We start from the raw sequence: 21,505 nt of genomic DNA, 5'->3' as shown, positions 1-21,505 counted from the left end.
TTCACGTGTAACAATCGGGGAAAACACCTCTTTCTTCTTTCATTCAGAGATAAGAAATATAAAATTTTACGCGTTGATGTCTAGCTCCATTGCCCAACTCCTCGGCCAGAACAAATCGGGCAAAAAAGTCAAAACCGGACTTTTCTGCCCGATTCTTTTCTGTCTGTCGGAGCTAAACGGGCGCGTGCGCTTTTCTAATTACAAGAGAAAGGAATGTCGAAATATGCTTTTTGATACACACGCCCATTTAAATGCCCTTCAATACGAAGATGATTTAGAAGAAGTCATTGAAAGAGCTCTTGAAGAAGGAGTAACCCATACGGTAGTCGTTGGGTTTGATCGGCCGACAATTAAACGAGCAATTGAGCTTGCAGAGCAATATGATTTTATTTATGCTGCTGTCGGATGGCATCCTGTTGATGCAATTGATATGACAGATGAAGATTTAGCGTGGATAAAAGAGCTTGCTGCTCATCCTAAAGTGGTTGCGATCGGAGAAATGGGCCTTGATTATTATTGGGATAAATCACCGAAGGAAATTCAAAAAGAAGTTTTCCGCAAGCAAATTGCTCTCGCAAAGGAAGTGAAGCTTCCAATCATCATTCATAACCGGGATGCAACATCAGATGTAGTGGAAATTCTGCAGGAAGAAAATGCGAGTGAAGTTGGAGGGATTATGCATTGTTTTACAGGCAGTCTTGAAGTTGCAAAACAATGTATGGAGATGAATTTTTACCTGTCATTTGGAGGACCTGTCACGTTTAAAAATGCGAAAAAACCGAAGGAAGTTGCTTCGCAAATTCCAATGGATTGCCTTTTAATCGAAACGGACTGTCCTTACTTGACACCTCATCCATTTAGAGGAAAGCGAAATGAGCCAAGCTATGTAAAATATGTAGCGGAGCAGATTGCCGAATTGAGAGAAATGGATTATGCGGAATTTGTTAGACAAACTTCCGACAATGCGAAGAAATTATTCGGCATTTCTCGCTAAAGAAACATGTAGAATTTTGTAATAGCTTGTCCAAAAAGACTAGTTTAAAAGAAGTTCTACTTGCCTCCTTTCTCACATAGGATATCTTTGTCGACAAGAATTGCTTCACTTTTTGATAGTTTTTCAGCATAATAGTGATTACGATTAGAAAAAAATGATAAAAGTGGGTGAGGGTTGACAGTGAGAAAGATACTCTATATAATCCTCGGAGGAGAAGGAGGCGTTTTTCATAGTGATAAAAAATATGAAAAAGCTGTTATCCGAAAAAGTAAGTTTAAACAAGATTGTCCTCTCCCTTGTTAGTTTAGTAGTTTTGGGAACGGGTACTGCCTTTGCTGCATTTGAAACGTCAAAGGATACCGTAACTGTCTCTCTAAACGGCAAAGAAGAGAAACTCAGGACACATGCGGGTACAGTAAATGAATTGCTTCAAGAGCTAGACATAGATATAAAACAAGAAGACGAAGTATCACCATCTGGAGATACAAAGATCAAAGACAACTTAAACGTTGTTTATGAGGCTTCGAAACCTGTACAGCTTACGGTGAACGATGAGAAAAGGACAATAAGGACAACAGCAAAAACCGTGGAAGAATTTATTAAAGAACAAAGAATTGAACTGACAGAGCACGATAAGATGAATGCTTCGCTGCATACGAAAATTTCTGATAATCTTAAGCTCAACATTGATAAAGCCATACAGATTACCCTGAACGTTGGAGATAAAGAACAACAAGTATGGTCAACTTCGACTACTGTCGCTGACTTTTTGAAAGAACAAAAGGTACAGGTAAATGAACTTGATAAGGTTGAACCCCAAATTCATCAAACATTGAGTGCAAATGACGTTGTAATTGTGACACGCGTAGAAAAAGTCACCGATGTAGTGGAAGAACCAGTTGCATTTTCGGTTGTAACAAAAAATGACGGCAATATTTCTAAAGGAAAACAAGAAGTCATTAAACCAGGTGCAGAAGGAACTGTTGCGAAACACTTCGAAGTTATCATGGAAAATGGAAAAGAAGTTTCAAGAAAGCTGATCAAAGAAGAGACGAAAAAAGAAAGTCAGGATCGTGTAGTAGCGATCGGTTCAAAAGCAGATCCTAAGCCTGTGAGCAATAAGGCTGAAACGGTGTCACGTTCAAATGATTCTGTTGCGAAAGAATTTTATGTCACTTCAACGGCCTATACTGCTTATTGCAATGGCTGTTCAGGCAAGACTGCAACAGGTGTTAATTTAAGAGAAAATCCAAACGCAAAAGTCATTGCTGTTGATCCAAGCATCATTCCGCTAGGGTCAAAAGTGTATGTAGAAGGATATGGCTATGCCGTTGCTTCTGATACAGGCGGAGCGATTAAAGGGAATAAAATAGATGTTTTCTTTTCTGATAAGGGCGCAGCCTATCGCTGGGGAAGAAAGCAAGTAAAAATCAAAGTGCTTAATTAAGTAATTCTCTGACAGAGGGTTTAGATCCCTCTGTTTTTTTGCGTTATTATAGGGTACAATTACGTTTCAATTATATGACGTTTGAAGACTCGGGAAAGTTTCATCTTTTTGGAGGAAAACATGAAAATTAAAGAAATTATTGTGGTTGAAGGAAGAGATGATACAACTGCCATAAAACGTGCAGTTGATGCTGATACGATTGAAACGAACGGTTCTGCCATCGGCGAAGCTGTCATTGAACAAATACGCCTTGCCCAGAAGACACGGGGAGTGATTATTTTTACAGATCCTGACTTTCCAGGTGAAAAGATACGCAAAACCATTACGGAGCAAATTCCAGGCTGTAAGCATGCGTTTATTACCAAACCGGAAGCAAGGCCTAAAAACGGTAAAGGCATAGGCGTAGAGCATGCCTCAATAGAAGCTATTCGAAATGCCCTGCATGATGTAAAGGAAGAAATGGCTGATTCAGAACCTGTCATACATGCGAATGATCTGCTGGACGCAGGGTTAATTGGAGGGCCAAAAGCAAAGGCAAGACGTGAAAAGCTTGGAGTGCTCTTGAAAATCGGCTATACAAACGGAAAACAGCTTCAGAAAAGATTGCATATGTTTCAAATTACAAAACAAACTTTTGTACAAGCTATAGAGGAGATAGTTCGGGAGGAGCAGCAAAATGATTAAAGATATCGCAACACCGGTTCGCACAAAAGCTATTTTGGAGAAGTACGGTTTTTCATTCAAAAAAAGCCTCGGACAAAATTTCTTAATCGATCCGAACGTGCTGAACCGAATTGTAGATCATGCAGACGTAACAGAAGAAACGGGTGTCATTGAAATTGGACCTGGTATAGGAGCGTTAACAGAACAGCTGGCGAAGCGGGCGAAAAAGGTCGTAGCATTTGAAATCGATCAGCGACTTATTCCGATTTTAAAAGAGACATTATCCCCTTATGACAATATTACAGTCATCCATCAAGATGTTCTGTTGGCAAACGTGAAAGAAGTAATGGAGGAGCAGTTCAAAGACTGCAAGGAAGTAATGGTCGTTGCGAACCTTCCTTACTACGTTACAACTCCGATCATTATGAAGCTGCTTGAAGATCATTTGCCTTTAAAAGGCATTGTCGTCATGCTTCAAAAAGAAGTAGCTGACCGAATTGCGGCATCCCCTTCTTCAAAAGACTATGGATCTTTATCCATAGCAGTCCAATACTATACAGATGCTAAAACAGTCATGACTGTGCCAAGGACAGTTTTTATGCCGCAGCCGAATGTTGATTCGGCCATCATCCGTTTGCTTCTTCGTGAGGAAGCAAGGGTCGTTACGAAAGATGAAGAATTTTTCTTTAAAATTGTGCGTGCGAGCTTCGCTCAAAGAAGAAAAACACTTCTTAACAATTTGCTTCATTTTCTTCCGGATGGCAAGGAAAAGAAATCATCCATTGAGAAAGCTTTAGAGAAAGCTTGCATTGATGGAAAGAGAAGAGGAGAAACTCTTTCTATTGAAGAATTTGCTGCCCTCAGTGATTTATTAGTAGAAGAGTTTAAAGGATAACATATAAATGATTCCTCGCACCCTGCAGCCCTGCTGCGGGGTTTTTCTATGGAAATCAGGTTAAAAACTCAGAAATTTTGTATTACTGAGAATTGTGGAAATACCCTCATCCTGGCCATTGAGGGTCACACTTTTTGGGGAGTATCATAGGCTAGAAAAGGATTGTTCTTAGCTTAGCGGTCTATATGGTTAGACATAGAATGGGTGCCGGCCTTTGACCTAACCAGTCGGCGGTGCTCTTTAAAGTTCCAGCGAATCGGTCATTTGGAGTGAAGAACATGCAATTGAAAATTGGAGATATCGTAGCCCGGAAATCGTACAAATATGATGTGCTGTTTCGTGTGATTGATCTGAAGCAAACTGCTGAGGGAGATTGGACTGCCGTTTTATATGGGGAAGAAGTACGGCTGATTGCTGATGCACCTTGTGCTGATTTATCCATAATCGGCGACAAGGAACGCAATGAGCGGAAAGTACATGAACAGGAGAAGCTTGACCAGTCATTGTATTTATTAAAACAAGACCACCGTTTACTGCGTGAGAAGCGGGAATATGAGGCGACAGCAAGCTATAGCCATAATGAAGAGTATTTTCATTTGCCTGGAAGGGTTCTGCATTTAGATGGGGATCCGCATTATTTGCAAAAGTGCCTTACTCTATATGAGAGAATCGGGGTGCCTGTCTTTGGAGTACATGTGAAAGAAACTGAGATGCAGGAGGTTATTACTGAACTGATCGAAGAGTATCGGCCTAATATTCTGGTGATTACAGGGCATGATGCATACTCCAAGCAAAAGGGAGGAATCAATGATATTAATGCCTACCGTCACTCTAAACATTTCGTTCAGACTGTGCGCAATGCAAGGAAGATTGTTCCTCATCTAGATCAGCTCGTTATTTTTGCAGGTGCCTGTCAATCTCATTTTGAATCGTTGATTAGAGCAGGTGCTAATTTTGCAAGCTCGCCAGCAAGAGTAAACATCCACGCACTTGATCCTGTCTATATTGTAGCTAAAATAAGCTTCACTCCATTTGTGGAAAGAATTAATGTGTGGGATGTATTGCGCAACACGCTGACACGTGAAAAGGGACTGGGAGGCATAGAGACGAAGGGTGTGCTCCGGACGGGAATGCCGTATCATCGCCATGAGGATTCAAATTCATAGAGCCGCACTCCGCTTATGGGGTTGCGGTCCTTCTTCGCTAAAGGCTGCTTTGGCAATGAATGCTGTTATTCATAAAACGAATATCTTGTACATTCAAACATGGCTTGAAGCTGTATTTTGATTGACGAAACAGCTATTGCCTAGAAAAAAAGCATGCAAAAGAAATATTTACCTGACTTTACATAAAAAATAAGAATTAGGTAAATCCTAGTTTGTAGATAGATTGGGAATTTTGTTGAAAATATTTTGTTGACAATGAACTTTTATCACTGTTATAATTTAAATTTTATTTGACTTAAAATGGGCTATCGTGTATACTGATAGTAGTGAGGTGGATGCAATGGCAAAAACTTTAGTCGATATTAAAAATTCCCTGGATTCTAATCTTGGCAAGCGACTTACGCTTAAAGCGAACGGCGGTCGTAGAAAAACGATTGAGCGTTCAGGTGTTCTTACAGAAACGTACCCAGCTGTTTTCGTTGTTCAACTAGATCAAGATGAGAATGCGTTTGAGCGTGTATCCTATAGTTATGCAGATGTTTTAACAGAAACAGTGCAGTTAACATTTTTTGAAGATACTTCAGGTTCAGTAGCAGTTGCTGGGCAGTAGACACATGTTTGCTGCTTTTTTTTTATGCTTTTTTTAATTAGGTTTTTTTCGTAAAATTTGTTGCTTTTAGAGAAATGGTTAAAACCTTTAGTGGATTGCAGCGGAAGGCACTTGGCTCCTGCGGGAAATAGAGGCACCCATCCCTTCCCGCGGAAAGCAAGCAGAAATCCACGGGTTATATTTATAACCAAAAACAACAAACAATGCAAAAACAGCTTTTAATTAAAATATGGCAGGATTGCTAAAATACAAGATGTACATACTATTAGGGCCGCTTCTTTGCTTGTGGCCCAGTGAAAAATTTATAACAGATCAGACTTAAATTAAAGGGGTGTTCTGTGATGGGCAGACGTAGACGTCAGGGAATCATGTCCGATGAATTTAAATACGAACTGGCTAAAGATTTAGGGTTTTATGACACGGTAAAGAATGATGGATGGGGAGCTATCAGATCGCGTGATGCCGGAAACATGGTAAAGCGGGCGATTGAACTTGCTGAACAGCATATGTCCTCCCAGAAACATTCATAAACGAAAGCAATAAGTTACGGCAGCCGGGGCGAGATGCTCCGGCTTTTAATATTAGTGTCGAACAGTCTCCTTTTTTCTTTAAATCCAATGTTCTTTCTAGAGCTGACTACTTTTGAAAATTATGCGCAATCATTCTGGATCTTCAGTTGGATATTTCTAATTTTCTATCAATAAGCGCAAATGTCGAAAACTGCGTTATATTCTTTTTATTTGTGGTACAATGTGGATAATTTCAGTTCGTTAAAAGTAGGTGAAGAATTTGCGTATTTTGGAGAAAGCGCCAGCTAAAATTAATCTATCACTAGACGTGCTTCATAAAAGAGCAGATGGATTTCATGAAGTCAAAATGATCATGACAACCATTGACTTAGCGGATCGCGTTGAACTGGCTGAACTGCCGTCGGATGAGATTCAAATCATATCTCATAATCGATTTGTGCCGGACGATCAGAGGAATTTAGCGTATCAGGCAGCTTTGCTATTAAAAAGACGATACGGCGTAAAAAAAGGGGTGTCGATTGCGATTACAAAAGTCATTCCTGTTGCGGCCGGTTTAGCTGGAGGGAGCAGTGATGCAGCTGCAACCTTAAGGGGGTTAAATCGCCTCTGGAAGCTTGGGCTTAGTTTAGACGAGCTTGCAGAGCTTGGTGCGGAAATAGGATCTGATGTATCTTTTTGCGTCTATGGAGGAACGGCATTAGCTACTGGCCGTGGAGAAAAAATCCAGCATATCGATACTCCTCCACACTGCTGGGTTGTCCTTGCAAAACCAACAATCGGTGTTTCTACTGCAGATGTGTATCGGAATTTAAACTTAAATAATGTAACACATCCAGATGTGGAAGGAATGATTGAAGGAATCAAAGGGCAAGATTTTGAACAAATCTGCAGTCATCTCGGAAACGTACTGGAAAGTGTTACATTAAAAATGTATCCAGAGGTTGCGAACATTAAAGACCAAATGAAACGATTTGGTGCGGATGCTGTGCTGATGAGCGGCAGCGGACCTACGGTATTTGGCCTTGTTCAGTATGAATCTAGGCTTCCCCGTGTGTATAACGGATTAAGAGGTTTTTGCGATCAAGTATTTGCTGTCAGATTGTTAGGGGAACGAAATAGCCTTGATTAAATACGTATATTAAGTTATATTATCTTTAAAATATTCGGATTTTGGAGGTTATTCCATGAAATTTCGCCGCAGTGGAAGGCTTGTTGATATGACTTATTATTTACTGCAACATCCACATGCACTTGTTCCCTTAACTTTTTTCTCTGATCAGTATCAATCTGCCAAGTCTTCTATAAGTGAAGATTTGACAATTATAAAGCAAACCTTTGAACAGCGGGGTATCGGGTCTTTATTAACAGTACCCGGTGCAGCTGGGGGAGTTAAATTTATTCCTAAAATAGGGGTAAGCGAAGCAAAAGAAATTATTTCTGAACTTTGCAGTCTAATGGCGAAACCGGAACGTCTGCTGCCTGGAGGATATTTATATTTAACAGATATTCTTGGAAACCCTAATATCGTGAATCAAATCGGTCGTTTATTTGCATCTGTTTTTGCTGATCGCAAAATCGATATCGTCATGACAGTAGCAACAAAAGGAATACCCGTTGCATACGCGGTGGCAAATCAGCTTGATGTGCCTGTTGTGATTGTGAGAAGAGACAGCAAAGTGACAGAAGGGCCGACTGTCAGCATTAATTATGTTTCTGGCTCATCAAAGAGAATCCAGACAATGGTTTTATCAAAAAGAAGTTTGAATGAAGGCTCTAACGTCTTAATCATTGACGACTTTATGAAAGCCGGCGGCACAATTAATGGAATGGTCAGCATGCTTGAAGAATTTAATGCCAATCTGGCTGGAATTGGTGTGCTGGTTGAATCAGAAGGTGTAGAGGAACGCTTAGTTGATGAATACATATCTGTTGTGAAGTTAACAGATGTGGATGTGAAAGAAAAACAAATTGATGTCATGGACGGAAACTTCTTCCGTTTTCTAAACCAAGTATCCATATAAAGGAGAGGTTCAATAATGAAAAAAATTGATACAAAAAAAGCACCGGCTGCAATTGGTCCCTATTGTCAAGGTATCGTGATCGATCAATTATTTTTCAGTTCCGGTCAAATTCCGCTTACTCCAGAAGGTGAATTGGTGAATGGTTCGATAGAAGAACAGACACATCAGGTTTTTTCAAATTTAAAAGCAGTATTGGAAGAAGCGGGAGCCTCTTTGGAGACTGTCATAAAAGCAACTGTATTTATAAAAGATATGAATACATTTGCAGCTTTCAATGAAGTGTACGGCGAATACTTCAACGAGCATAAACCTGCCCGTTCATGTGTTGAAGTAGCAAGATTGCCAAAGGATGTACTTGTTGAAATCGAAGTTATTGCCTCTGTTCAATAATTATTTATTATAAATGAACAAAATCACCTGATTTTTCAAAAAATTTTTCCATTCTTGCAGGAAAAAGAAAAATTCCGTTGAATAACTTAACTAAAGTTTTTCATACAGGGAAAAGGTGGTGAACAGAATGGAAGTAACTGACGTAAGATTACGCCGCGTAAACACCGAAGGCCGCATGAGAGCGATTGCATCAATTACGTTGGATCATGAGTTTGTTGTTCATGATATTCGTGTGATTGATGGAAACAATGGACTCTTTGTTGCGATGCCTAGCAAACGTACTCCGGATGGAGAGTTCCGCGATATTGCACACCCTATTAATTCTGGAACTCGTGGGAAGATACAAGAGGCTGTTTTAGCCGAATATCATCGTTTAGGTGAAATGGAAGTTGAATTCGAGGAAGCGGGTGCTTCTTGATTATATGAATCTCTTTAAAAGTCGGGTAGGACTTCATCCTATTCGTCTTTTTTTATTTTTACTTGTTTATGAGGCAATACCCCCATTAATGGGTGCCGTGCCTTAGGGAAAAATCCTTACATATCGTGACAATATTATGAAAAATTATGTACTTTCATATGTTTTCTTGAAATAACGTGCTATTTGAGATATATTTTTCTATGGATAAAAAGGGATATTGGAGGCCTAAATATGGATAACCGATTCGCAGTAATTCTTGCAGCAGGACAAGGAACAAGAATGAAATCAAAGCTTTATAAAGTGCTTCATCCAGTTGGCGGCAAGCCAATGGTACAGCATGTGGTTGATGAAGTTTCTAAATTAGATTTAAGCAAAATCGTTGCCATAGTAGGTCACGGAGCAGAAAAAGTAAAAGATCAGCTTGGCGATGGCATTGAATACGCCGTTCAAAGCGAACAGCTTGGAACCGCTCACGCTGTCATGCAAGCTGCATCTCATCTTGAAAACCAAGAAGGAACAACCATCGTCATTTGCGGAGATACTCCTTTGATTACAGCAGATACAATGGCATCTTTGCTTTCTCATCATCAAGAAATGGGTGCAAAAGCAACAATTTTGACCGCTAGAGCAGAAAATCCTGCTGGATACGGCCGTGTTGTGCGAAATGCTGAAGGACATGTGGAGAAAATAGTAGAGCATAAAGATTCTAATGCTGAAGAACTTTTAATCAAGGAAATTAATACAGGTACGTACTGCTTTGACAACCGTGCTCTTTTTGATGCTTTAAAAAATGTATCCAATGATAATTCTCAAGGCGAATATTATCTTCCAGATGTTATTGAAATCTTAAAATCAAACAGTGAAATCGTTTCTGCATTCCAAACAGCTTCGTTTGAAGAGACTCTTGGCGTAAATGACAGAGTAGCTCTGGCGCAAGCAGAGCAATATATGAAAAAACGTGTAAATGAATCTCACATGAGAAATGGTGTATCCATTATCGATCCGGAAAACACATATATTTCAAGTGATGCCGAAATCGGCCGTGACACGATTATTTATCCTGGCACGATGATTACCGGCCATACAATCATCGGGGAAGATTCCATTATCGGTCCTAACTCGGAAATAAAGAATTGTACAATTGGAGACCGCACGACAATCCGCCAGTCTGTTGCACATGACAGCGAAATCGGTCATGATGTAAATATCGGTCCTTTTGCACACATTAGACCTGCGTCTTCTATTGGGGATGAAGTGAAAATCGGAAATTTTGTTGAAATAAAAAAATCATCAATGGGCAAGGCAAGTAAAGCGTCTCATCTCAGCTATATCGGCGATGCTGAAGTTGGTGCAGACGTGAACCTGGGGTGCGGGTCCATTACAGTGAATTATGACGGCAAGAATAAATTCCTGACAAAAATAGAGGACGGCGCATTCATAGGCTGCAATTCAAACTTAATTGCGCCAGTAACTGTCGGACAGGGCGCATACGTTGCAGCAGGTTCAACCATTACAGATGATGTTCCAGGCAAGGCTCTTTCCATTGCACGTGCAAGACAAGTAAATAAAAATGAGTATATGAAGTAAGAAAAGCGGATGGCCTTGTTCAGTTCCGACAGACAGAAAAGGATACGACAGAAAAGTCCGGTCTTGACTATCCTGCCGGATCCGTTCTGACCGAGGAGTTAAGCGCTGCAGCTGGACAACAATGCGCAAGAATATATACTTATCATTACTTAATAAATCCTAGTGGAGGTCACCTTTAAATATGTCTAATCGTTATGCGGATTCTAATTTAAAGATTTTTACATTAAACTCGAACACAGCTTTAGCTGAAGAGATTGCAGATGAAGTGGGTGTTGATTTAGGTAAATGTTCGGTAACTCGTTTTAGTGATGGCGAAGTTCAAATCAACATTGAAGAAAGCATCCGCGGCTGCGACGTCTTCGTTATTCAATCGACAAGTGCTCCAGTTAATGAACACTTGATGGAAGTATTGATTATGGTTGACGCCCTTAAGCGCGCATCAGCTAAAACAATCAATATTGTTATGCCTTATTATGGCTATGCACGTCAAGACCGTAAAGCACGTGCCCGTGAGCCGATTACAGCTAAGCTTGTAGCTAATTTGCTTGAAACGGCTGGTGCTGACCGCGTTATCACTCTTGATTTACATGCTCCACAAATTCAAGGATTTTTCGACATCTTAATTGATCATCTTATGGGTGTGCCGATTCTTTCAGAGTATTTCCTTGAAAAAGACTTGAAAGATATTGTTATTGTGTCTCCAGACCACGGAGGAGTAACACGTGCCCGTAAGCTTGCAGAGCGATTGAAAGCGCCGATTGCAATTATTGATAAGCGCCGTCCAAGACCGAATGTTGCTGAAGTTATGAATATCGTAGGTAATATTGAAGGCAAAACAGCCATTCTCATTGATGATATTATTGATACTGCAGGCACAATTACGCTTGCTGCTAATGCGTTAGTAGAAAATGGGGCAACAGAGGTATATGCTTGCTGTACTCATCCTGTTTTATCAGGGCCTGCGATTGAACGCATCCAAAATTCAAATATTAAAGAATTAGTCGTAACAAACTCAATTGCTTTAGGCGAGGAAAAGAAAATTGGTAAGTTAAAACAATTATCAGTTGCTCCTTTAATTGCTGAAGCGATTATCCGCGTACACGAAGAGCAATCTGTAAGTACATTGTTCGATTAATGCCATTTAAACATCCTTTTTGCCGCATAAGGCAAAAAGGATGTTTTTGTTTCTGATAAAAATGTTTAGACCCTGACGAAAATGGGAAATAAATAAGACATAACATATCGTTAGGAAGGTGTTTTGGATTATGACAACACTAAAAGTGCAAGAACGAACAGAATTTACGAACTCAGCAAGAAGAAAGGTTCGTGAACAAGGACAAGTTCCTGCTGTCATTTATGGAAAGTCAACAGATACAAAATCAATTTCCTTAGATAGCATCGAATTAATTAAAACGCTGCGCGAAGGTGGACGCAACGCCATAATAAAGCTTGATTTAAATGGAAAATCGCATTCTGTTATGCTTTATGAAATGCAGACAGATCCGCTCAAAAATGAAATCGTTCATGCCGATTTTCATGTCGTTAATCTTAAAGAGGACGTTGAGGTTGAGGTGCCGATTACGCTGACAGGTGATGCTGCAGGAGTGAAGGACGGCGGAGTGCTTCAGCAGCCTATGTATCAAGTTTCAATTACGGCTAAGCCGGGTGACATCCCGCAGTCCATTGAAGTGGACATTACGGATCTTGGCGTAAATGACACGTTAACAATTAAAGATGTGAAAGTTTCGGGCAAGTACACGTTAAATCATGAGGAAGATGAAGTTGTTGCTTCTATTCTGCCTCCGAAGCAAGAAGAAGAAATTGATAGCGGAGAACAGCAGGAACCAGGTGAACCGGAGCGTGTTGAAGGCAGAGAAAACAAAGAAGATTCCTCTGAAGAAGAAAAACAATCTTAATTTGCAGAACGTAGCCATTTAATGGCTGCGTTTTTTATGGTATTGTTAAATAAGGAATTATAGATACTAGTGTGAGGGTGATGGTGATTGGAATGGAATAGCTCTGTTCCGATTCGCATCATCCTTTTTGAACATTTCAATAGAAAAATACAGGATTAGAAGTCGTTATCAGGCGCAAAGCAGCACCTGGAATTCAGCTTGACTAACGCGTTTTCACTTTTCAAATAAAGGCAGGTATAAGGATGAAACTATTCATTGGGCTTGGAAATCCAGGGAAACAATTTGAAAATACACGTCATAATGTTGGATTTATGGCAATTGATGAACTCTCAAAACGATTAAATATTGCCTTAGATAAATCAAAGTTTAACGGAATCTTCGGAATCGGGCATGTTTCAGGAGAGAAAATCATATTATTAAAACCACTTACATACATGAACCTGTCAGGTGAATGCATTCGCCCTTTGATGGACTATTATGAAATCGATGATAAAGATCTTGCCGTCATTTACGATGACCTTGATTTGCCTGCTGGAAAAGTCCGATTAAGAATGAAGGGCAGTGCAGGCGGACATAATGGAATTAAATCTATGATCATGCATTTAAATACACAGGAATTTAATCGTGTGAGAATCGGAATTGATCGTCCAACGGGCGGCATGAGCGTTTCAAATTATGTCTTGAGTTCTTTCAGCAAAGAGGAAGAACCGAATATTAAAGAAGCAATCAGCCTTACTGCCGAAGCGTGTGAGAGCTTTATCTCTGAGCCATTCTTACAGGTGATGAACAAATTTAACTGATAAGTATAAGCAAGCTCCTCTAGGTTCATACTAGCTATAAAAACCTTTGCAGGAGGCTTTTCAATGGCGCTACATTATAATTGCCGTCATTGCGGCGTAAAAGTGGGAACAATTGAAAGTGTTTCAGTTTTCAGCGAACAATTAGGATTCCACCATCTGTCGCAGGAAGAAAGACAGGAAATGATATCTTATGAGACAAATGGAGATATACATGTAAAAACCATTTGTGAAGATTGTCAGGAAGCACTTGAAAGAAATCCTGAATATCATCAGCTGCATCGTTTTATTCAATAGGAAAAGCTTTGGTGACGAGAGGAACCAAGGCATTTTTCCGTTAAAAGATAAGAGAATTATTCATGCTGTAAATTGGCAGCACGTTAATACGGCTTGAGCAATCTACGTACAGAGTGAGCGGCACCAGCTACCTAAGGCTTTGTCCTAAGGCATTATTTCTTTTGAATCGTACTACATAAGCATTCAATCTTAGGACTCTCTAAACAACTTTAATAGAAAAGAGCACGAAGTCATTTTCAATGTGAAAACAGACATCAGTAAAAAGGGGAGGTTTTAGCCTTTGCAAAGTTTGCAGCATTACTTTTATGATAATGATGATTTCCAGACGATTATACAGGGGATTAATGGAGGATTAAAGGAACAGCTCGTTGCCGGTCTATCTGGCTCTTCTCGATCTGTATTTACTTCTTCTTTATTTCAGCACTCAAAAAAACCGATATTAATGATTACTCATAATTTATTTCAAGCCCAGAAAATTTTTGAAGATCTTGCGAATTTAGTCGGGGATCAAGTTCTGCTTTATCCGGTCAATGAATTAATTGCTTCAGAAATCGCTGTGGCAAGCCCGGAATTAAAAGCCCAGCGAATGGAAGTGTTAAATCAGTTATCTCAAAATAAGAAACGCATAATAGTTGCGCCCATTGCGGCACTTAGAAGATTTTTGCCGCCTAAGGAAGCATGGATGAATAGCCAATTTCATTTAAAGCTTGGGCAAGATTTGGATCTCGAGCAGACGATGGCATCGTTAATTACAATGGGGTATGAAAGAACTGGAATGGTTTCAACTCCGGGTGAGTTCAGTTTAAGAGGCGGAATTATGGATATCTATCCTCTGACAGAAGAGTATCCAATCCGGATTGAGCTGTTCGATACTGAAATTGACTCCATTCGTACTTTTAACAGCGAAGACCAGCGTTCCATCTCCAAGCTTAAAGAAATCCATATCGGACCAGCTGAAGAGTTAATTGTAGATCAAAGCAGGATTACCCAATGCATCCAGAAACTTGAAAATGGTTTGGCTTATAGTCTGAAGCGTCTGAAAGATGAAAAGCAAAAAGAGATCCTGGCAGAGAATATTGGCTATGAGCTTGAACAATTAAGAAATGGACAATTTAATCAGGAAATGTTTAAGTATCTCTCATACTTTTATGATCATCCTGCTAGTTTACTAGATTATTTTCATGAACAAACCATCGTTATCATGGATGAGGTCAGCAGAATACAGGAAATGTATGAGAATCTTGAAAAAGAAGAGGCTGACTGGTATACGAGCCTGCTTGAACAAGGGAAAATTGTAAACGATGTTCAAATGTCTCATAAATACGCAGATGTTCTGACAAAAACTAAACACCCGCTTGTTTATTTATCCTTGTTTTTGCGGCATGTTCCACACACAAGTCCACAGAATATCCTGAATGTTTCATGCAAGCAAATGCAGAATTTCCATGGACAAATGCATGTTTTGAAAAGTGAAATTGATAGATGGAAAAAAGCAAAATTCTCAGTTGTGTTTTTAGGTGCTACTGAAGAACGAGTAAAGAAGCTTGAAGGTGTGCTGGCCGATTATGAAATAACAGCAGCATTTTTGAAGAAGGATGAAACGCCAAAGCTTGGGAACCTCTACATAATGGAAGGCGATCTGCAAACAGGCTTTGAACTGCCTTTGCAAAAATTAGCTGTGATTACAGAAGAAGAGCTGTTTAAAAAGAGAATTAAAAAACAGCCGCGAAGCCAAAAAATTTCAAATGCAGAACGAATCAAAAGCTACTCGGAACTGCAGATCGGGGATCATGTTGTCCATGTAAATCATGGAATCGGGAAATATTTAGGCATTGAAACTCTTGTTATCAATGGCGTTCACAAAGATTATCTCCATATCCGCTACCACGGCAGCGACAAGCTCTATGTTCCGGTTGAACAAATTGACCTTGTCCAAAAATATGTAGGCTCAGAAGGAAAAGAGCCTAAGATATATAAGCTTGGCGGCAGTGACTGGAAACGGGTTAAGAAAAAAGTTGAATCCTCTGTTCAGGATATAGCGGATGACTTGATAAAGCTTTATGCTGAGCGTGAAGCAAGTGTAGGCTATGGTTTCTCTCCTGATGGTGAAATGCAGCGCGAATTCGAATCGATTTTTCCGTACCAGGAAACGGAAGACCAGCTGCGCTCCATTCATGAAATTAAACTTGATATGGAAAGAGAGCGCCCAATGGATCGGCTTCTTTGCGGTGATGTTGGCTATGGTAAAACAGAGGTTGCCATCCGTGCAGCGTTTAAAGCAATCGCTGACGGTAAACAGGTTGCACTATTAGTTCCCACGACAATTCTCGCACAGCAGCATTTTGAAACTGTCCGGGAACGGTTTCAGGATTATCCGATTAATATCGGTTTATTAAGCCGCTTTAAATCGAGAAAAGAAATGAATGAAACGGTTAAAGGCTTAAAAAATGGCACGGTTGATATGGTAATCGGGACACATCGTCTTTTATCAAAGGACGTTTTGTACAAAGAACTTGGCTTGCTCATTATTGATGAGGAACAGCGCTTTGGTGTAACCCATAAAGAAAAAATCAAGCAAATGAAAGCGAACATTGATGTCCTGACATTAACGGCTACTCCGATTCCGCGTACTTTACATATGTCAATGCTCGGAGTTCGGGATCTGTCGGTTATTGAAACACCTCCAGAAAATCGTTTTCCCGTGCAGACGTATGTTGTGGAATACAATGGAGGCTTTGTCCGTGAAGCAATTGAAAGAGAGCTTGCACGGGGAGGACAGGTTTATTTCTTGTACAACCGGGTCGATGACATCGATCGAAAAGCGGATGAAATTTCGATGCTTGTTCCTGATGCCCGCGTCACATACGCACATGGTAAAATGTCAGAGAATGAACTGGAATCAACGATGCTGAACTTTTTAGATGGACAATTTGACGTGCTTGTCAGCACAACAATTATTGAAACAGGAGTAGATATTCCGAATGTGAATACATTAATCGTCCATGATGCAGATAAGATGGGTCTTTCTCAGCTTTATCAGCTAAGAGGGCGTGTTGGCCGTTCAAGCCGAATTGCATATGCGTACTTTACTTATCGGAAAGACAAAGTCTTGACTGAAGTAGCTGAAAAACGACTTCAGGCCATCAAAGAATTTACAGAGCTCGGTTCTGGATTTAAAATTGCGATGCGCGACCTTTCCATCCGCGGGGCCGGCAACATCCTGGGTGCTCAGCAGCATGGTTTCATCGATTCTGTTGGATTTGATTTGTATTCACAAATGCTGAAAGAAGCGATTGAAGAGCGAAGAGTTGATGCACCGAAAGAAAAACCATTCCAGGTTGAGATTGATCTTGAAGTGGATGCTTATTTGCCTGAAGAATATATTTCAGATGGAAAACAAAAAATCGATATCTATAAACGTTTTAGGGCTGTCGCAACTTTAGCAGATTTAGAAGAGCTTCAAGAAGAAATTGTCGATCGATTTGGGGACTACCCTGCTGAGGTTGGCTATCTCCTGCAAGTTGCCAAGCTAAAAGTCTTTGCGATTCAAGAAAAGGTTGATGTCATCAAGCAGGAAAAAGATGTTATTGTTCTTTATGTAAGTGAAGAAACCAGCAGAATGGTTGATGGGCAGAAGCTATTTGAACTTAGCAATCGCTATGGCAGAACGGTTGGTCTTGGAATGGATGGTAAAAGGCTTAAGATAACCATTCAAACGAAAGGGACCAGTGCAGATAAATGGCTTACGATTGCAGGGGAGCTTTTAAATGGTTTAAATCAGGTAAAAAAAGAAGAGATTTCTGCAAACTAGTTTATTTCATGCTCTTTTTGTCTAAGATGAAAAGAAAATACTGCCTTTAAAAGAAAATTTCACTTTGTTTGTGTATATTGCATGTTTCTGTGAAGGATACTATTCTCAAGCAACGGTGATTGTTACACACATAAGTTATATTCTAGCCCAGCTAACAATCATCAAGTACACAATCATCAAGTGAAAGTGAGGCAGCATTAGATGAAAGCAACTGGTATAGTACGTCGGATTGATGATTTAGGCCGTGTGGTAATCCCAAAGGAGATTCGCAGAACGCTGCGGATCAGAGAGGGAGATCCGCTTGAAATTTTTGTCGATCGTGATGGAGAAGTCATTTTGAAAAAATATTCCCCAATCAGTGAGCTGGGTGATTTTGCAAAAGAGTATGCAGATGCTCTATATGACAGCCTTGGACATCCTGTGCTGATATGTGATCGAGACACATACATAGCGGTGTCTGGCGGTTCAAAAAAAGAATACATGAATAAGAATATAAGTGAATTAGTTGAAAAAGCAATGGAAGAACGAAATTCTGTATTAAACACAGATGGCGGGGATGTTCAATTAATAGACGGGACAACTGAAGAACTTAAATCATTCACAGTTGGACCGATTGTTGCTAATGGAGATCCGATTGGAGCGGTCGTCATCTTTTCGAAAGATCAAGCTGTAGGTGAAGTTGAACATAAAGCGGTTGAAACAGCAGCGGGATTTTTAGCACGTCAAATGGAACAGTAGTTATTATTCATATCGTTTTACTCAGGCAGCAATCTTTGCTGCCTTTTCCTATTCATTTAAGATTGGGCTGACTCATCGTTATGGTATAATAGGCACGGTTAGCTTAAAATTGGAAGGAGAATAGGGCGATGAACGTCCGTTCTGATACATCAAAACACATTTTCCTGCAGGGTACGGTTGTCCTTACACTTGCTGGTTTACTAATTAAAATCATGAGCGCTGCTTACCGGGTGCCCTATCAGAATATAGTTGGAGATATCGGCTTTTATATTTATCAGCAAGTATATCCTTTCTACGGGATTGCAATCATGCTTGCGACAACTGGATTCCCGGTCATTGTTTCAAAATTAATGATTGAATTTGGCGATAAAGAAAATTCTGCAGCCAATTCAACCATCATAAAGACTTCATTTATCTATTTATTTACAGTCGGTTTCACTTGCTTTTTAAGTTTATACATAGGTGCTGATGCAATCTCTGCAATCATGGGAGACAAAGAACTTGCCCCGCTCCTCAGAATTATCTCTTTTTCCTTTCTGTTGGTGCCCTTTATCTCGATATTAAGAGGTTATTTTCAAGGAGAAGAAGATATGCTGCCAACGGCCACGTCGCAAGTAGCGGAACAAGGAATCAGAGTAATTACAATATTATTCTTCTCTTATATCCTGATCAGAAATGGATATAACTTATATGAAGCAGGAGAAGGAGCGCTGTTTGGATCGTTAACCGGCGGTTTGGCGGCATTTACTCTTTTAAGTATTTTTTGGATGAAGAATAGAAAAGTGAATCCTGTTATTTTTAAAGGAACGCCGTCTGTTAAAAGCACACTTATTATGAAGTATTTGTTCAAACATACACTTACCATCTGCATAACCAGTTTGATGATTATCTTCATTCAGCTCATAGATGCCATGCAGCTTTATTCAGCACTTCTTGTAAACGGAATGGAAGCATCCGCAGCTAAAGCTCTGAAAGGTGTTTATGATCGCGGTCAGCCTTTGATTCAGCTCGGAACAGTCGTGGCGACATCCTTTTCGCTGTCTTTAGTGCCGATAATAGCATTTGCTAAAAAAAACAGTGATGAAGCTGTGATTGCATCAAAGATTACGATGTCCCTGAAAGTTTGCACAGCAGTTGGTGCAGGTGCAGGAGCAGGTTTAATTATGATTATGGAGCCTGTCAATATTATGTTATTTCGGAATGAATCAGGAACTGAAATCTTATCGATTTTAAGCCTATCCGTTTTCTTTACTTCATTCTCACTGACTCTTTGTGCAATTCTGCAAGGTCTGAATTACACTGTTTTTCCTGCAGTTGCCGTATTAATCGGCACAGCGGTTAAGCTAGCATTAAACATCCTTTTAGTTCCGTCGATGAATACAGAAGGAGCAGCCATCGCAACAGTTGCTGCTTACGCAGTGATAACGGCATTGAACGCTTTTTTCTTAAAGTCGAAAGGCTATAGACTGATTAGCTGGAAAGATATTTTCAAAACAATTGCCGCCACAGCAATCATGGCTGCGGTTCTTTTCATTTACTTGTCCTTATTTAATCAAGTTTGGGATGGGCGCAATCGTACTGGTGCGGTGATCATATCTTTATCCGGAACAGGAATTGGCGGATTGATTTACCTGATTGCTATTCTGAAATTTAAAATTTTCACAAAAAAAGAACTAGCCGGATTCCCTTTAGGGAATAAACTGCAGAAGTTTATAAAATAAAGGCATTATATAAATGAAACGGGGTATGGAACGATGGGGAAAAAGATTACAGTTGTAGGACTTGGGGGCTCTGATGCCAGCCAACTGCCGCTTGGCGTTTATAGTAAACTGACATCAGCCGCCCATTTGTTTTTCAGAACAAAAGAACATCCTGTTATTGAGGAACTAAAGGATGAACTACCTGATTATCATGCATTTGATTATCTGTATGAAGAGAATGATCAATTTGGTGATGTTTATTCGAAAATTGTAGAATCACTTTATAAGGAAGCTGAAGACAAGGAGATTGTCTATGCAGTGCCAGGACATCCTCTCGTCGCAGAGCAAACGGTTCAATTGCTGCTTCAAAATGGAGAACAAAAAGGTTTTCGGGTACATGTTGCTGGTGGCCAAAGCTTTTTAGATGCAACGTTTACTGCGCTCCAAATCGACCCGATTGACGGTTTTCAAATGGTTGATGGACTCACTATGCAGAGAGAGCAGCTAAACTTTAAACAGCACCTGATTATTTGCCAGGTGTATGATCAAATGGTTGCATCTGAAGTGAAGCTGACACTGATGGAAGAACTGCCAGATGATTACGAAGTTTCAATTGTTACTGGAGCTGGAAGCAGTGGACAAACGATTTTAAAGGTCCCTCTTTTTGAGCTCGACCGTGTGACAACAGTAAATAATTTAACAAGTGTATATGTGCCGCCTGTTCGGGACGAACGCATTCTGAACCACCAGTTTTCTGCATTGCGTTCTGTAATTGCTGAACTGCGGGGTCCAAATGGATGTCCATGGGATTTAAAGCAGACGCATAAATCACTGAAAAAGTATCTAATTGAAGAATGCTATGAGCTCATTGAAGCCATTGATGAAGAAGATGATGATCATGTGGTGGAAGAACTGGGAGATGTTCTTTTGCAGGTTATGCTGCATTCTCAGATTGGCTCGGACGAAGGCATTTTTTCAATTGACGATGTAATTAGAACATTGACAGATAAAATGATCAGAAGGCACCCTCATGTTTTTTCAAATACGGTTGTGACTGGATCAGAAGAAGTTTTATCAAATTGGGAACAGATTAAGCGTGCAGAAAAAGAATCAGATGAAAAAGAATCTATCTTGAAGTCCGTTGCGGGATCGCTGCCGGCCTTATCTAAAGCCTACCATATCCAAAAGAAAGCTGCTAAAGTAGGCTTTGACTGGGATGATGTTGAATCTGCATGGGATAAGGTGCGGGAAGAGATACAGGAATTTAAGGATGAAATAACAGACAGTGATTCTGAACAAGAAAAGATTTTGGCTGAGTTTGGGGACATTCTTTTTGCTTTTGTCAACATTGGCAGATTCTATGGGATTGAACCTGAGGAAGCATTAACCTCAACAAATCATAAATTTAAACGAAGATTTGAGTTTATTGAGAAAAAGGCAAATGAGCAAAACAGCAGCTTAGAAGAGATGACTTTAGAAGAGATGGATTCATTCTGGAATGAAGCAAAACGAAAAGGGCTGTAAA

The 21,505-nt window shown here is 40.0% G+C and carries 20 protein-coding genes; all 20 read left to right on the top strand.

The window, feature by feature from the left end:
• Window positions 1-223: 223 nt before the first annotated feature.
• The 20 genes from CYJ36_RS22375 (at window position 224) to mazG (ending at window position 21,504) form a co-directional block, all read left to right on the top strand.
• Window positions 224-994, top strand: a complete 771-nt coding sequence (locus tag CYJ36_RS22375; RefSeq protein ID WP_101569450.1) for a TatD family hydrolase — start codon at window positions 224-226, stop codon at window positions 992-994.
• Between the two features lie 244 nt (window positions 995-1,238).
• The gene (locus CYJ36_RS22370; RefSeq protein WP_101569464.1) at window positions 1,239-2,441 is read left to right on the top strand and encodes a G5 and 3D domain-containing protein; all 1,203 of its coding nucleotides are present in this window, start codon (window positions 1,239-1,241) and stop codon (window positions 2,439-2,441) included.
• Between the two features lie 120 nt (window positions 2,442-2,561).
• The gene (gene rnmV, locus CYJ36_RS22365; protein WP_101569449.1) at window positions 2,562-3,125 is read left to right on the top strand and encodes a ribonuclease M5; all 564 of its coding nucleotides are present in this window, start codon (window positions 2,562-2,564) and stop codon (window positions 3,123-3,125) included.
• The gene (gene rsmA / locus CYJ36_RS22360) at window positions 3,118-3,999 is read left to right on the top strand and encodes a 16S rRNA (adenine(1518)-N(6)/adenine(1519)-N(6))-dimethyltransferase RsmA (protein WP_101569448.1); all 882 of its coding nucleotides are present in this window, start codon (window positions 3,118-3,120) and stop codon (window positions 3,997-3,999) included. Before rnmV ends, rsmA begins: the two co-directional genes overlap by 8 nt.
• Before the next feature lie 278 nt (window positions 4,000-4,277).
• On the top strand, window positions 4,278-5,165 hold the full coding sequence (yabG, locus tag CYJ36_RS22355; RefSeq protein ID WP_101569447.1) for a sporulation peptidase YabG: 888 nt from the start codon (window positions 4,278-4,280) through the stop codon (window positions 5,163-5,165).
• Between the two features lie 340 nt (window positions 5,166-5,505).
• The gene (gene veg / locus CYJ36_RS22350) at window positions 5,506-5,775 is read left to right on the top strand and encodes a biofilm formation stimulator Veg (RefSeq protein ID WP_070877642.1); all 270 of its coding nucleotides are present in this window, start codon (window positions 5,506-5,508) and stop codon (window positions 5,773-5,775) included.
• A 341-nt stretch (window positions 5,776-6,116) separates the two neighbouring features.
• The gene (locus tag CYJ36_RS22345; RefSeq protein ID WP_101569446.1) at window positions 6,117-6,305 is read left to right on the top strand and encodes a small, acid-soluble spore protein, alpha/beta type; all 189 of its coding nucleotides are present in this window, start codon (window positions 6,117-6,119) and stop codon (window positions 6,303-6,305) included.
• A 259-nt stretch (window positions 6,306-6,564) separates the two neighbouring features.
• On the top strand, window positions 6,565-7,434 hold the full coding sequence (ispE, locus tag CYJ36_RS22340; protein WP_101569445.1) for a 4-(cytidine 5'-diphospho)-2-C-methyl-D-erythritol kinase: 870 nt from the start codon (window positions 6,565-6,567) through the stop codon (window positions 7,432-7,434).
• Between the two features lie 55 nt (window positions 7,435-7,489).
• Window positions 7,490-8,326 (top strand): pur operon repressor, encoded by an 837-nt coding sequence (purR, locus tag CYJ36_RS22335; protein WP_101569444.1) that lies wholly within the window; start codon window positions 7,490-7,492, stop codon window positions 8,324-8,326.
• A gap of 15 nt (window positions 8,327-8,341) precedes the next feature.
• Window positions 8,342-8,716, top strand: coding sequence for a RidA family protein (locus CYJ36_RS22330; RefSeq protein WP_101569443.1), 375 nt, complete (start codon window positions 8,342-8,344; stop codon window positions 8,714-8,716).
• A gap of 127 nt (window positions 8,717-8,843) precedes the next feature.
• On the top strand, window positions 8,844-9,134 hold the full coding sequence (gene spoVG, locus CYJ36_RS22325; RefSeq protein WP_101569442.1) for a septation regulator SpoVG: 291 nt from the start codon (window positions 8,844-8,846) through the stop codon (window positions 9,132-9,134).
• A gap of 231 nt (window positions 9,135-9,365) precedes the next feature.
• Window positions 9,366-10,721 (top strand): bifunctional UDP-N-acetylglucosamine diphosphorylase/glucosamine-1-phosphate N-acetyltransferase GlmU, encoded by a 1,356-nt coding sequence (glmU, locus tag CYJ36_RS22320; protein WP_101569441.1) that lies wholly within the window; start codon window positions 9,366-9,368, stop codon window positions 10,719-10,721.
• Window positions 10,722-10,902: 181 nt separating this feature from the next.
• Window positions 10,903-11,856: a ribose-phosphate diphosphokinase gene (locus CYJ36_RS22315; RefSeq protein WP_101569440.1), complete on the top strand. Its 954-nt coding sequence runs from the start codon at window positions 10,903-10,905 to the stop codon at window positions 11,854-11,856.
• 130 nt (window positions 11,857-11,986) lie between these two features.
• Entirely contained in the window at window positions 11,987-12,637 is a 651-nt protein-coding gene (locus CYJ36_RS22310) for a 50S ribosomal protein L25/general stress protein Ctc (RefSeq protein ID WP_101569439.1), read from the top strand.
• Window positions 12,638-12,879: 242 nt separating this feature from the next.
• Window positions 12,880-13,437: an aminoacyl-tRNA hydrolase gene (gene pth / locus CYJ36_RS22305; RefSeq protein WP_101569438.1), complete on the top strand. Its 558-nt coding sequence runs from the start codon at window positions 12,880-12,882 to the stop codon at window positions 13,435-13,437.
• 63 nt (window positions 13,438-13,500) lie between these two features.
• A complete protein-coding gene (locus tag CYJ36_RS22300; protein ID WP_101569437.1) occupies window positions 13,501-13,731 on the top strand; it encodes an anti-sigma-F factor Fin family protein in 231 nt (76 codons plus the stop codon).
• Between the two features lie 280 nt (window positions 13,732-14,011).
• A complete protein-coding gene (mfd, locus tag CYJ36_RS22295; RefSeq protein ID WP_101569436.1) occupies window positions 14,012-17,542 on the top strand; it encodes a transcription-repair coupling factor in 3,531 nt (1,176 codons plus the stop codon).
• A gap of 201 nt (window positions 17,543-17,743) precedes the next feature.
• Window positions 17,744-18,280 (top strand): stage V sporulation protein T, encoded by a 537-nt coding sequence (gene spoVT / locus CYJ36_RS22290; protein ID WP_101569435.1) that lies wholly within the window; start codon window positions 17,744-17,746, stop codon window positions 18,278-18,280.
• Window positions 18,281-18,408: 128 nt separating this feature from the next.
• On the top strand, window positions 18,409-20,001 hold the full coding sequence (locus CYJ36_RS22285; protein WP_101569434.1) for a putative polysaccharide biosynthesis protein: 1,593 nt from the start codon (window positions 18,409-18,411) through the stop codon (window positions 19,999-20,001).
• A 33-nt stretch (window positions 20,002-20,034) separates the two neighbouring features.
• On the top strand, window positions 20,035-21,504 hold the full coding sequence (gene mazG, locus CYJ36_RS22280; protein ID WP_101569433.1) for a nucleoside triphosphate pyrophosphohydrolase: 1,470 nt from the start codon (window positions 20,035-20,037) through the stop codon (window positions 21,502-21,504).
• Window position 21,505: the final 1 nt, after the last annotated feature.

Source organism: Bacillus sp. UMB0893, from assembly GCF_002858905.1.
Classification (GTDB): domain Bacteria; phylum Bacillota; class Bacilli; order Bacillales; family Bacillaceae; genus Bacillus_P.
Note: the sequence above shows the minus strand (reverse complement) of the source record. Positions and strands in the feature narration are given on the sequence as shown.